11 protein-coding genes and 2 pseudogenes are annotated in these 12,209 nt (G+C 70.3%); 7 read left to right on the forward strand and 6 right to left on the reverse strand.

Translation table 11 applies throughout. The features are described 5' to 3' along the window. The first annotated feature begins 86 nt into the window (after positions 1–86). From O2W15_RS21180 to O2W15_RS21190, 3 genes and pseudogenes are all read left to right on the forward strand, one after another. A complete protein-coding gene (locus O2W15_RS21180; RefSeq protein WP_331253887.1) occupies positions 87–902 on the forward strand; it encodes a DUF1932 domain-containing protein in 816 nt (271 codons plus the stop codon). A 300-nt stretch (positions 903–1,202) separates the two neighbouring features. After that, positions 1,203–1,370: pseudogene (locus O2W15_RS21185) on the forward strand (DDE-type integrase/transposase/recombinase); the annotation flags it as partial. 66 nt (positions 1,371–1,436) lie between these two features. Next, positions 1,437–1,907: pseudogene (locus O2W15_RS21190) on the forward strand (helix-turn-helix domain-containing protein); the annotation flags it as partial. 70 nt (positions 1,908–1,977) lie between these two features. On the opposite strand, the gene O2W15_RS21195 reads toward O2W15_RS21190, so the two are convergent. The 3 genes from O2W15_RS21195 to O2W15_RS21205 all read right to left on the reverse strand — a co-directional run bounded on the left by O2W15_RS21195 (position 1,978) and on the right by O2W15_RS21205 (position 5,590). Beyond that, the gene (locus tag O2W15_RS21195) at positions 1,978–2,772 is read right to left on the reverse strand and encodes a hypothetical protein (RefSeq protein WP_269180866.1); all 795 of its coding nucleotides are present in this window, start codon (positions 2,770–2,772) and stop codon (positions 1,978–1,980) included. 905 nt (positions 2,773–3,677) lie between these two features. Continuing rightward, positions 3,678–4,112 carry a hypothetical protein gene (locus tag O2W15_RS21200; protein WP_269180867.1) on the reverse strand — a complete coding sequence of 145 codons (435 nt, stop codon included), beginning with the start codon at positions 4,110–4,112 and terminating at the stop codon, positions 3,678–3,680. 20 nt (positions 4,113–4,132) lie between these two features. Continuing rightward, on the reverse strand, positions 4,133–5,590 hold the full coding sequence (locus O2W15_RS21205; protein WP_269180868.1) for a PP2C family protein-serine/threonine phosphatase: 1,458 nt from the start codon (positions 5,588–5,590) through the stop codon (positions 4,133–4,135). Between the two features lie 235 nt (positions 5,591–5,825). On the opposite strand from O2W15_RS21205, the gene O2W15_RS21210 reads away from it, so the two are divergent. Continuing rightward, complete coding sequence (locus O2W15_RS21210) at positions 5,826–7,163, forward strand: aminotransferase class V-fold PLP-dependent enzyme (protein WP_269180869.1); 1,338 nt, start codon at positions 5,826–5,828, stop codon at positions 7,161–7,163. Positions 7,164–7,220: 57 nt separating this feature from the next. Here the strand turns inward: O2W15_RS21210 and O2W15_RS21215 are convergent, their stop codons facing one another. Continuing rightward, entirely contained in the window at positions 7,221–8,858 is a 1,638-nt protein-coding gene (locus tag O2W15_RS21215) for an alpha/beta hydrolase domain-containing protein (RefSeq protein ID WP_269180870.1), read from the reverse strand. A gap of 407 nt (positions 8,859–9,265) precedes the next feature. On the opposite strand from O2W15_RS21215, the gene O2W15_RS21220 reads away from it, so the two are divergent. Further along, positions 9,266–9,664 (forward strand): cupin domain-containing protein, encoded by a 399-nt coding sequence (locus O2W15_RS21220; RefSeq protein WP_269180871.1) that lies wholly within the window; start codon positions 9,266–9,268, stop codon positions 9,662–9,664. A 181-nt stretch (positions 9,665–9,845) separates the two neighbouring features. Here O2W15_RS21220 and O2W15_RS21225 read toward each other — a convergent pair whose 3' ends face one another. Next, complete coding sequence (locus O2W15_RS21225) at positions 9,846–10,280, reverse strand: MarR family winged helix-turn-helix transcriptional regulator (protein WP_269180872.1); 435 nt, start codon at positions 10,278–10,280, stop codon at positions 9,846–9,848. A gap of 23 nt (positions 10,281–10,303) precedes the next feature. Then, the gene (locus O2W15_RS21230) at positions 10,304–10,684 is read right to left on the reverse strand and encodes a hypothetical protein (protein WP_269180873.1); all 381 of its coding nucleotides are present in this window, start codon (positions 10,682–10,684) and stop codon (positions 10,304–10,306) included. Between the two features lie 86 nt (positions 10,685–10,770). On the opposite strand from O2W15_RS21230, the gene O2W15_RS21235 reads away from it, so the two are divergent. Continuing rightward, complete coding sequence (locus O2W15_RS21235) at positions 10,771–11,520, forward strand: ABC transporter ATP-binding protein (RefSeq protein ID WP_269180874.1); 750 nt, start codon at positions 10,771–10,773, stop codon at positions 11,518–11,520. Between the two features lie 212 nt (positions 11,521–11,732). Next, complete coding sequence (locus O2W15_RS21240) at positions 11,733–12,188, forward strand: hypothetical protein (protein WP_269180875.1); 456 nt, start codon at positions 11,733–11,735, stop codon at positions 12,186–12,188. Positions 12,189–12,209: the final 21 nt, after the last annotated feature.

Below are 12,209 nucleotides of genomic sequence, written 5' to 3' on the forward strand. Positions count from 1 at the left end.
GGATGGCGCTACGGGCGTGGACCCGTGCTGGGAGCGACAGCGCATCCGTTGGCTAAAGCAGGCGAATCCTTTCCGGACCTGGAGGTATGAACGGTGACCCCGACTACTCGAGCAGCGGGAGGTCCGTCGTGAGCGCGCGCGTTGCCGTCCTCGGGCTGGGTGAGGCTGGATCGGAGATCGCGCGTGACCTTGCCGTTGCAGGCGCCGACGTGCGGGGCTATGACCCCAGAGCTATCACGGTCGAGGGGGTGCAGGAGCGCAGCAGCGAGGCAGAGGCTGTGGCTGATGCCGATGTCGTGCTAAGCCTGAATAGCTCCCGTGACGCCATGACGGCACTCGAGAACGCGTTGCCCTCGCTCTCTGGCAGCACACTGTGGGCGGATCTCAACACCGCTAGTCCCGGCCTCAAGAAGGCACTCGCCGACCGGGCGGCCGTACGCAACGTCGCGGTGGTCGACGTGGCACTGATGTCGACCGTGCCGGGTAAGGGTCTTCGCACACCGATGCTGGTGTCGGGAGAAGCCGCCGGTCGCTACGTCGAACTCCTCTCGGGTCTTGGTGCTGAGGTGACGGTGCAGCCAGGCCCGGTGGGTGCGGCCATCTCGCGCAAGTTGCTACGCAGCGTCTTCTATAAGGGTCTGGCCGCCGCCGTCGTGGAGGCACTGCGCGGCGCGGAAGCTGCGGGCTGTGCCGACTGGCTCCGGGACAACATCACGGCCGAGTTGGCGGGCTTCGACACACACACGATCGACCGCCTGGTCGACGGCACGCACGCACACGCCAGGCGTAGGGCCGATGAGATGACCGCCGCCACCGGGCAGCTGGAGGAGTTGGGGGTGCCGTCGCGCGTCGCCGCGGCCGCGCGCGACCTTCTCGTCGAGCTACGCGACCGCCGCGGGTAGCGCTGGCCGGCTCAGGAGGGCTCCACTCGGAGTATCGACCGTCGGGGGAGGTGTTGGTTCAGCCACTTCGGCCGGCCCGGACATCGGCAGGCTCAGGGGCGGGTGTCTTTAGGTGACAATCCTTCGTCGGTTTGCTTCCAGTCAGTCGTCCAGCGGTGGTGCCTGCTTCCGACGCGTCTATGTCACGTGGCTCCCAACGGCGCCGAATCTCGACGCACGGACGTCTGCCCTAGTTCAACTTTCACTAGTGTCAACGACGGCCCAAAGCTGACCCTCTGGTGACGGGCGGGTTCCAGGGCTGAGGGTGAGCTCTACCTCTGCGCGATCAAGGACGTCCACTCCGGCCGGATCGTCGACTACTCCATCGACTCACGAATGAAGGCATCGCTGGCCGTGGCCGCCCTGCACGGCGCGATCGCCCGCCACAGCCCGGTCGGCACGGTGGCGCACTCGGACCGCGGTGCCAGGGCGGACTCAACTGGTCGTCGCAACACCTCACGATCACGGAGGTGTGCGATGGCATGACGCCAGCAGCTGTCGGATCGGGCGCTAGGGCCGGCGATGAGGTCTCCGGGTCGGCCGATGCTGGCACGGCACGTGGAACGGGCGTTCTGGCGCTTGATTGCGCAGGGCAAGCGGGCCGAGGCCGCTGCGCTTGAGGTAGGCGTGTCCTGGCCGGTCGGGTCGTGGTGGTTTCGCCACGCTGGGGGCATGCCGCCGCTGAGCCTGGCCGAGCCCGCCGGCCGGTACTTGTCGTTCGCCGAGCGTGAGGAGCTTGCTCTGCTGCGGCCCAGGGGCTTGGGTGTTCGGGCGATCGCTCGTGAGCTCGAGCGCGATGCCGGCACGATCTCGCGGGAGCTGCGGCGCAACGCCGCGACTCGCGGAGGCAAGATCGAGTACCGGGCGAGCGTGGCGCAGTGAAAGGTGCAAACCGCGGCTCGGCGGCCTAAGCCAGTCAAGCTGGCGACTAAGTCGCGGTTGACCGAGCACCTGCAGACACGGTTGTGTCCCGCACCGGGTCTGGTGGAGGGCTCTCATCAACGGAAGGATGAGAATCATGGCGGCACCGAGGCCGTTATGTTGCTTGCCCAGCGGCCGTTGACATCGGCACATCGGACGTCTGAGAAGCCGTGACGCTGCGGAACTGGCTTGGATAACGACGGGGGTCGCCCGGGCCGCCCCGAGCGTCATAGGCGCGCTCGATGCGCTGCTCCATGCGAGCGACGGTGCCGCTCGCGGACGCCATGGCCAGCACCTCGTCGGGACGCTGACCGCGGAGCTCGCCGATCAAGTCGACGGTGAGGTCCTCGAAGATGTCTGCCGCGGCTTGGTACATGCGAGAGAGCTGCAGCAGCTCCCACGCCTCGATCAGCGGGCTGCGGAACGGCTGGCGGCCGACGACGCGCAGGACGCGGCTGATTTGCGGGTGGGACCACCCCGCAGGGCCGGCGTTGTCGACATCGGACCAGATGACCATGCTGCGGATCTCTGCCATGGTGAGGCCCAGCTGGACGCCGATCGTGTCGTAGGAGCCGATGGTCAGGTAGGCGTCGGCCAGGCGCTGGCCGATCGCGCCGCTGAACCGGTCGACGACATCGCGGATCGAGTTGCGGTGCCGGGGGAGCAGCTGCAGGTGCGCGATGGTGAAGAAGTCCAGTTGGCCGCCCGTGGTCTTGGTGCAGATGTCCACCAGGTGTTCGGGCCACCACCGGAAGCGAGCCGGCCGGTACATCCGCTTGTGCCACATCAGGTCGTCGAGCCAGCGAGCCGCGCGCTCAAGCCGCTCCTGGCCGGCTGGCGTGCCCGCCGGCGTCGGCTGAGGGGAGTCCGGCTGCAACCCGGGGAATCGGGTCTCGATTTCGCGACCCATCTCCTCGCACAGGCGTCGGGTCTGAGCAAGGACGTCAGGAGGCAGCCCGCCGTCAACCCCGCGGGCATCACGGCCGAGCCGGCGATCTGTTGGCATCGTTCCTCCCAGACTCATCGTCGGTGATCAGTCTGGGGCAAGGACCTCGCTGCGGCAGCCAGATGACGCTCCGCGCGCGTCTTCCCACTTGCTCCCCACCCTGCTCCCCACCCCGGTGGGGAGCAAAAAAGCCTCGGTGAGCTGGACTTTCACTTCCTTCCCCATGCTCCCCACCGTAGTTGGCGTAGGTCGTGCGTGGGATGCGCGCGCGGACAGCTTCGATCTTCACGAGCAACCCCAGGCGACTTCCTGTAGTTCCGATGTCACAGCTGCAGGCCGCCCGGTCCCTTCCCTGCGCGTGAAGGGTTCGGGGGGCGCCATGTCGACACGCCCGGCTGTCGCAGGATCCTGATGCAGCATCGCAACGGTGGTAGGACTACGTCATGGCTGCCGCTGCTTCTCGCCGTAAGCCGGGGAACCCAGGCCTCGGAGATCGCAAGGCGATCACCTCGCGCGTGCCTCCACCCCACTGGGCCGTCTACGCGCGCCAAGCGGAAGACGCCGGGATACCTCTGGGCGACTACGTCGCACGGTGTCTTGCGCGCGCTCACGAGCTACCCGAACCGGAGTGGATCGAGGAGCGGCAACGTAAGTCACGCAGCGATCAGGCGGAACTGCCGATCAGCGCGTGAAAAGGCCCTAGAACAGCGAGAAGCCCCCCATAGCTGGCCGGCGGAGGGGGGCGACTCGATCTCAAAGCAATCCTCAAGCAGGAGGACTGGCGCCATCATACCCAGAAATCTGGGCTTCACGAGGCTGCGCCCGCAGCGCTGTGACCCGTGTCGTACGAGCTGGCACCCGTGAGTGAGTCACTCGCGGGCAATGTCGCTCGCGGTCCACGCACCTCCCTTCGCCGCGTCGTCGAGGCACTGGAGGCCCCGCACCTGCGCCCGCTGCGCGGCTACCACGGGCAGGACGTGTTCCAGGCCCCGTGCCCTGTGCACGACGACGCGAGCCCGTCGCTGGCGGTGCGGTGGGTCTCTGGCGGCGGCCGCGGGCAGGTGCTGCTGCGCTGCCACGGCTGCAACGCCGACTTCGACGACCTGGCGGCGGCGCTGGGTCTGTCCCCCTCGGACTTCTTCGACGAGGCCCCCCAGCAGTCCCACGCCGATCGGATCGGTGTTCGCGCTGGCCGCTCCCCGCAGCAGCGCCGCGCCGGCCAGCGCCGAGGCCGGCTGGGGCCCTTGCCCAAGCCGATCGCCAAGCCGGTGCACACCGAGACGCAGACCGATGAGCCGCAACACACCTGGGTCACCGTCGAGACCTACCCGTACACCGACGCCCAGGGGCACCTGGTCCAAGAGGTCATCCGGGAGCAGTGCACGACCTGCCCAACGCCGCACAAGGCGTTCCGGCAGGTCTTCGTCGTGGGCGACCGTCGGGTCAAGCGCAAGCCCGAGGGCTTCACTGCCGTGCTGTACCGGCTGCCGCAGGTCCTGGCCGGCGTCGCGGCCGGAACCCCGGTCTGGCTGCTGGAGGGCGAGAAGGACGTCGCCGCAGCCGAGGGCCTGGGTCTGCTGGCGACCACCAACGCCCAGGGCGGTCGGAGCTTCTCCGCCGAGCTCGCCGAGGCCCTGCGCGGAGCCGACGTGCGGGTGGTGCTCGACCGCGATGACACCGGCTGGGACCGCGGTGTCGCCGCCCATCGTGAGCTGACCGCGGTCGGCGCGTCAGTGGAGCTGCTGCTGCCGGCCCCGACCGCGGCCAAGAGCGACTTCAGCGACCACGTCGACGCCGGGCGGGCCTCCACGATGCCGTCGGTGTACAGGACCACGCGGTCGCCGACGTGCAGCTGGACCTCGCACACGTCCGGCTTCCGCACCTGGAGTCCCAGCGGCGGGTGCGGCTTGCAGGGACCGGGGTGCAGCAGGACGCCGTCGCGCACGATGAGCGGGTCGGGGTGCCCGGCGTTGACCCAGCGCAGCTGACCGGTGTCCAGGTGCAGGCGGGCGATCGCGGCGGTGGCGAAGCGGCTGTCGGTGAACTGGCCGGCGATCACCTCGTTCATCGCGGCGGCGACGTCCGGGAGGTCACGCATGTCCCGGCGGGCATGGCGGTAGGCGCCGACGGCGGCCGAGGCCAGCAGGGCCGCGGGCAACCCGTGACCGACGGCGTCGAGCACCAGCAGGTCGACGGTGGGCCCGTTGACCGCGTAGTCGAAGGTGTCCCCGCCGATGTCGTAGGCGGGCTCCAGGGCTCCGGCGACCACCACCCGATCGGAGGCGAAGGTGAGTGGTGGCAGGAGGTCCCACTGGATCTCGGCGGCCAGGCTCATGGTCTTGCGCCGGCGCAGCTGGGCAAAGATGTCGGTGTAGGCGTCGTTGACCACGATCAGCTCGGCGATCAGCCCGACGTAGGCCAACAGCTGCTCCTGCAGCTCGGGGGTCACCTGGTCGACGACGAACTCAACGACGCCCAGGCGCTCGACCCCGTCGAGCAACGGGACCCACAGGCGGTGCGCCCGGGTGCGCGCCGGCGACGTCAGGACCTCCACGCGGCGGAACGCCCGCCCACCCAGTGAGCCGTCCACGCGGAGCTCCTGACGCACCGGGACACCCTCGCCGCGCAGCGGCTGCAGCAGCAGCTGCTCGTAGTCCGCGAGGTAGACCACCGTCTCCCGGGAACCCAGCCCTCGTCCGTGCGATGCGACGGCGGCGGACAGCTGGTCGGGTGCCAGCAGGTGGATCTCGCGTAGCAGGGACCGGAGGGGGTCCGCGGCCACCGGTCCGTCAGAGGAGGTCACCGGGGAGCACTGCCCAGCAGGAGACGTGCCGACCCCTGCCACACCTGACGAGCATTCAGGCGCGGAGCGTTCGGGGAACGTGTCCGCACGTCGGGCATGCGAGCGGACGGATGACCGGATGTGCGGTGTCGTTGTCCCTCGTCGGGGATCAGCGATGGGAGGCTCCCGAGCGGTCGCCCGGATGGTGACCGGTCGCGACGGGAGCTCGATGGCAATGACGTCCTTGTTCGGAACGGGAGACCTGGCCCAGTGGGACCCCCTCATCGGCGCCGACCTGCGGATCTCCGTCGGCGGCGAGCAGCGTCGGTACATCGACCTCGACGCCGCGGCCACCACGTCGGCCTCGGCGGGCGTCGTCCGAGCCGTGCAGGAGTTCCTGCCGTGGTACTCCAGCGTCCACCGGGGAGCCGGCGCGAAGTCGCAGTACACCAGCGCCCGGTACGCGCAGGCCCGCGAGACCCTCACCCGGTTCGTGGGGGCTGATCGGGCGACGCACGTGGCCCTGTTCCCCCGGAACACCACCGAGGGCCTCAACCAGATCGCCTTCCGGCTGGGGCTGACCCGGGACGACGTCGTCGTCACCACCGCGGTCGAGCACCATGCCAACCTGCTGCCCTGGCAGCGGCATGCGCAGGTGCGGGTCGTCGACGTCGACCGGTCCGGGACCTACGACGTCGCCGCCGTGGTCGCCGCCCTCGACGCGCGGCCCACGCCGCGCGTGCTCGCGGTGTCCGGGGCGTCCAACGTCACCGGCTGGATGCCCGACCTCGCCGCGATCGCCGCGGCGGCCCGGGACCGTGGGGTGCTGGTGGTGGTCGACGGGGCGCAGCTGGTGCCGCACCGACCGGTGGACATGGCCGCGCTGGGCATCGACGTGCTCGCGTGGTCCGGCCACAAGATGTTCGCGCCCTTCGGTGCCAGCGGCCTGGTCGTCGACCGACGGCTGCTCGCCGACGGCGAGCCCTTCCTCGTCGGGGGTGGCGCGGTGAAGGCCGTCTCGCACGGGGAGGTCATCTGGGCCGACACCCCCGACCGGGACGACGCGGGCACGCCCAACGTCGTCGGCGTCGTGGCCCTCGCCGCCGCCGCAGCGGAACTGCTCGCCGCGGCAGGGCGGAACCGGGTCCACGAGGACCTGTTGGTCCGGGCGCTGGACGACGAGCTCGCCACCGTCCCCGGACTGCGCCGCCTGGGGCCCACGGCCGGCGACCGTCTCCCCGTGGCCGCCTTCGTCATCGACGGGATGCCCCACGGGGAGGTCGCGGACCGGTTGTCCCGGGAGCACGGCATCGGGGTCCGCAGCGGGTGCTTCTGCGCCCACCCCTACCTCAGCCGTCTGTTCGGACTCACCCCGAGCGAGGTGCAGCAGTTCCACGACGACGCGCGGGTGAACCGGGCCGACCGGCTGCCGGGCGCGGTGCGCGTGAGCTGCAGCTCGGCCACTCCACTGGCAGACGTCGCCGCGCTGGGCGAGGCCCTGCGCGCCATCACCGCCTCGTCCAGGGGCGAGGTCCGGACCCGCACCGCTGTGACGGTTGGGCAGGGGCGCTGAGAGATCCTGGCGATCCCGGTGGCGGAGAGCCACCGGGACCGCCGTGGAGCGGTCGCGTCAGCCGATGTCGGACTCCTTCGCCTGCCGGATGAGCTCGTAGGCGTCGTAGTAGGTCAGGAAGCCGGCGGCCTGCAGCTCGACGACGTTGTCGGTCACCTGCGTGACGTAGTCGCGGTGGCTGCTGTACAGCTCGTCCAGCCGGGCCTGCTCGAAGGGCACCTCGTACCCGGCGATGTAGCAGAACGAGGCGCCGGTGGCCGTGCCGAACCACGTGCTGGTGGGCACGTCGAGGAACGGTGAGCGCAGCCCGCCCAGGACGTTGCCGAACTCGTCGAGCACCGGCTCGCCGCGCTCGACGACGATCGGGTTGGACCGGGGCGGCGCCACGTCGTCACGGACCCAGCGGTCGAGGTTGTTCAAGGCGGCGTTGAAGAAGATCGAGCTCGGGAACCGGCTCCGCGGCCCCTCGTTGCAGGCCTGCGGGGGCACGTCGCGGCCGGCGGCGACGATGTCCGCCGAGGACGCCGAGTAGTACAGCTCGAAGGGCGTGGCGTGCCCGGCTCCGGCCATCTCGTAGTGGCGGAACTGGTCGGGGGCGACGTCACTGTCGGGGCGCCGCGAGCCGATGCCGCGCAGGTAGTCCGACTGGGACATGACCTGGATGACCGGCACACCGATGCCGTAGAGGTCGCGGCGCGGGTCGTCCACCGGCGGCGCCGGCTCGCACTGGTTCATCGGGTAGGCCCCGGCGAAGCCTCCGCCGGCGACACCGACGAGGTAGGCGTCGTAGGTCGGCGCACCCTGCTCGGCCACCACGAGCGGGTGGACGGCCTTCATGTAGTTGATGAGGTAGCCGCCGGTCTGGGAGTAGCCGAAGCCGTAGGCGCGCTCGACCGCCGTCCCGCCGGTGCCGTAGGTCAGCGGGTTGGAGGTCTCGTCGCTGCGCAACCAGTTGCCGACCTGGGTGTAGATGTCCCAGACGAGCCCGTTCTCGGTGGCCTGGGTGGTGTCGGCCGGGAGGGGCGTCGGTTCGGTGGCCGGGTCGGCGTCGGCGTCGACGACGGAGCAGTTGGCCGGGTCGTCCACCGGGAGTGGGTTGGCGAAGGAGAGGGAGCCGTACCGCTCCGCGTCGAAGGTCTTCAGCGCGTCGACGGCGATCGGCTTGGCGGTGATGCCGACCCAGGCGTCGCCGTTGTCGATGATCTCCTCGCGGGCCAGGGCCCAGCCGATGTTGAGGTCGAACAGGTTCGAGGGGTTGAGCATCTCGACCACGACGTTGCCGCTGAAGTCGTCGGCGTCGGCGGGACGGCGCACCAGCACGCGGGTGGTGTACGGGGCGTCCGCGGTGCGGACCACGGCGGGGGCGTCCTCCGGCCAGCTGTAGACGTTAGAGGTGCCGCTGGCGAGGAACTCCTCCTCGGTGTAGCCGATGGCGCCGAGGTCCTCGGGCACCTCCTGGTAGGCGGCGCCACCGAAGGGGTGCGACTCGTCGCTGGAGGGCAGCGGGCCGGAGACCTGCGGCACGGGCCCCTCGGTGCGTTCCACGCCGCCGTCGGCCGGGGTGCTCACCGGCTCGGGGGTCGGGGCAGCGACCGCGGGGGCGGCGGCGCCCCAGGAGGCGGTGACGAGGCCGGCGACGAGCAGGCCCCGTCCGACGGCCCGGGCGCGCGGTGGGGAGGAGGCGATGCGGTGCATGGCAGCTCGATCCTGTGTCGGTCCGGGGCGTCGTTGCCCCGGGTCTCTCCAAGGGCCCACGGCGGTGTGGGCCCGCCGGCCCGGAGGCGGTGGCGTCCGGGTCGATGCGTTGCGGCTGGGCTCCTTCCCGAACGGCGTGCGGTCCCTCCGGCCGAGTGCCGGGACGGCCCGGGAGCCGGCGTCCACGTCCCGGGCTCGGCATCGGGCGCCCGGGAGCGCCCGTCACCGGGGTGTCGCTCAACGTGCTCCTCATCCCGCCGCCCGGCAAGTCGTCGCGCGGGTGCGAGGCATGGGCCACCCTCGCTCCTCCGCGCCACGGGATGACCGGCACGCCGAGTGCCTAAGGTCTGCTCATGTCCCTGGCCGAGCCACCCAGAGCGAGTCGCGCCGCTGCCGAGGCTGTGCCGGTGCCCAGCCACGGGTACGTCCTGGGACCGGATGAAGGCGTCCCCGGCAGGAGCGCAGACGTCAAGTGCTCGAACGAGTCCACGGGTGGCAGCCTGGCCGTCTACCGGACGGTGCTCGACGGCCAGGGACCTCCGCCGCACCGGCACAGCCACGAGGACGAGACGATCCTCGTGCTGGCGGGCACCGTGGAGGCCGACTGTGGTGACAGCACGTTCTCCGGCGGGCCGGGCAGCACGCTGTTCCTCCCGCGCGGGCTGACCCACACCTTCCGTTCCGTCGGAGGCCCAGTGACCTTCCTCTTCATCGTGACCCCGGGACACCTCGACGAGTTCTTCCGCGCACAGGAGTCGGTGACGAGCCGGGACGAGATGATCGACCTGGCCGGCCGCTTCTTCTGACCCTGAAGGCGCACCGACCAGAGCGGCGTCCACGTGGACCGTCAGCGGTGATTCCGCAGACGCCCGATGGTCCCGGGCATGCTGCTCGGTCACTGATCACGCCTACAGCCGAGTAGCTGTCCGGGACCTGTTGGTCGCGGCGAGTGGACAGCGCGGGCTGACAGCTGACGTCCCTCGAAGCTCAGCGGTGTGTTGGCGTGGCAGATGCGTCCATCGCGTAGGACCGGTCCATCAGATCGGTCATGGACTGCCGGAAGTCGCGGCGCCGCTCGTCACTCCAACCTGCGGCCAGTTGATCGAAGACCTCGTCCTGCCAGGCATGAGCGTGGTCCAGCATCGATCGGCCCGCGGCGGTGAGTGAGGCTCGGCGTTGTCGGCCATCGACCACGGATGCCTTCATGATCAGGTGGCCGGCCGCGGTGGCGCTCTTGATCAGGCGCGAGGCTCCGCTCTGGTCGATCCCGATCTCGTGTGCGACCGCGTTGACGGTCGCAGAGATCCCGCGTTCGGTGAGGCAGTGGACTGCCTCGCAGACGAGGACGAGTCGCCCTTGTTCGGAAGCTCCCGGATCACCAGCTGCCGATCGGCGTGACCAGTGCCGGACGAAGCTGAACAAGACCTGGCCCGACCCTTGGCTGCTCACTCGGATGCCGCCATCTCGCGGCAGATGTAGGCCAGTTCGAGTGCCGACGTGAGGTCAGGGAGCCGCAGCGACGCGGTCACCTTGCCATCAGAAGCGCGGAAGACGGTCGCTACTCGCGTCGGGGTCTCGCTCTCAGGCCAGGTGGCGTCCTCCTCGACCACCATGAGTCGCTCGCTGATCGGGTGCCATGACCGAGGGATCAGCTTGATCCCGGAGCGCTCCACCCACTCCGCGAACTGCTCAGGCGTGATCGGGCCAGCGCCTTTCGGCCCCAGGACGACGATCGGACGACCCACCGCCCTGGCCGACCGCTGCAGATCCCCGTCATTGACACTCGCGTGCCACTCGTTGATGGCTGCTTCGAGGCTCGACTCCATGCCATCAACTGTATGCGTAACGCATATACCCGTGTCGGCCCGGGGTGTCAGCAACTCCTTGCTCCGCAACAGCTAGCGTGCCGAGCGTGCCGGTCTCTGCCCCTGGTCAGCCGGTGCTGTCAGCCTCTGGTGTCTGGTGGCGGTACGAGCGCCGATCGTGGCTGCTGCGGGACGTGACGTTCGACCTGTCCCCGGGCTCGTTGCTGCGGGTCGAGGGAGGGAACGGGAGCGGCAAGTCCTCGCTGCTGCGCTTGCTGGCCGGGTGCACCACGCCGCAGCGGGGGACCATCCGGTCCACCGCTCGGGCTGTGTACCTGCCCCAGCTCGCTCGATCGCTGCCGGCGGTTTCCGCAGGGCAGTTGTTCTCCTCGTTGTCGGGACGCCCTGGCCCGGCTGGTGCGTTCTGGGATCAACATCGGGACTCCAGGGCTGACAGGCTCAGCGGTGGCACCGCCCGTCGGCTGCTGCTGGATGCTGCGCTGAGCCTGCCCAGTGGGCTGCTGGTCCTCGATGAACCCTCCGCTGGCCTGGACGCCGCGGGCTCGCAGCGGCTGGCCGCCGTGTTGCAGGGGCGGATGGAGGACGGCAGCGCAGTCGTACTCGCTGATCACCAACCGCCGGCGCTGCCGGCCGATCAGGTGATCAACCTGGGGGAGACAGCAGTCCCAGCTTCTCCGGACGTCCGGGTCACGCTGGCCGGCACGGGGACGTTCCGTGGCGAGCCCGCCCGCGACGGGACTGTGCAGCTGTCGGTCTCTCTCGCCGAACGCGATGCGGTGCTGCTGGAGGCACTGCGGTCCGGCTGGTCGGTCCTCGCGGTGGAGCCCCCCGCGTGAGTCCGCCACCGCTCATACCCGTGACCCGGGCGGCCCGGCTGAGCCTGGCCACAGCAGGAACCAGCCGGTCGGTCCTGGGAGCTGCCTTCGTCTGGCTGCTCACCTTGGCCGCTGTCTACGCCGCCGACGCCGGGCCGCCCCTGCCGGCCATGGCCGCTACCGCGGCCGTGCTCTACCCGGTCACAGCGTGGGCGACCGCAGCTCAGCTGGCCGTGACCAGCCCGGACCTGCGAGCGATGCTCACGGCCGCCAGCGGCCGCTGGCGCACCTTGCTGGCCGAAGCCGCGCCCGGACTGGTGTGGGTGGTGGTCACCGCGCTGCTGGGCGTCGCGGTCAATCTCATCTTCGACCCGCACCCTGCCCCGGTGTACGAACGGTTGCTCGGACTGGTCCTGCACCTGGTGTGCGGGCTCGCCGGGGTCTCCTTGGCCTTCGCCGCACACGCGCTCGGCCTGACCCGCGGCGCCCAGACACTGACCATCATCGCCATGGCCCTGGCCAGCGCGCTGACACCGATGCTGCCGCCCATCCGACCCGTGCTGCAGGCCTGGAGCGGAAGTCAGCTCCCATCTTCGACCTGGCAAGGCGCCTGGTCACTGGTGGGGCCACTGGTCCTCAGCTCGGCGCTCACCGCAGCCACCCTGGCACTCCGCCGGCGCGGTGTGTGAACGCCCGTGGCCCGTTCCTGC

Source organism: Modestobacter sp. VKM Ac-2979 (assembly GCF_026967995.1).
GTDB lineage: Bacteria > Actinomycetota > Actinomycetes > Mycobacteriales > Geodermatophilaceae > Modestobacter.

Coding starts and splice junctions, on each gene's coding strand:
- O2W15_RS21180 (WP_331253887.1), top strand. CDS start 87: ATGAACGGTGACCCCGACTACTCGAGCAGCGGGAGGTCCGTCGTGAGC.
- O2W15_RS21195 (WP_269180866.1), bottom strand. CDS start 2,772: ATGGGTCGCGAAATCGAGACCCGATTCCCCGGGTTGCAGCCGGACTCC.
- O2W15_RS21210 (WP_269180869.1), top strand. CDS start 5,826: ATGACGTCCTTGTTCGGAACGGGAGACCTGGCCCAGTGGGACCCCCTC.
- O2W15_RS21215 (WP_269180870.1), bottom strand. CDS start 8,858: ATGCACCGCATCGCCTCCTCCCCACCGCGCGCCCGGGCCGTCGGACGG.
- O2W15_RS21230 (WP_269180873.1), bottom strand. CDS start 10,684: ATGGAGTCGAGCCTCGAAGCAGCCATCAACGAGTGGCACGCGAGTGTC.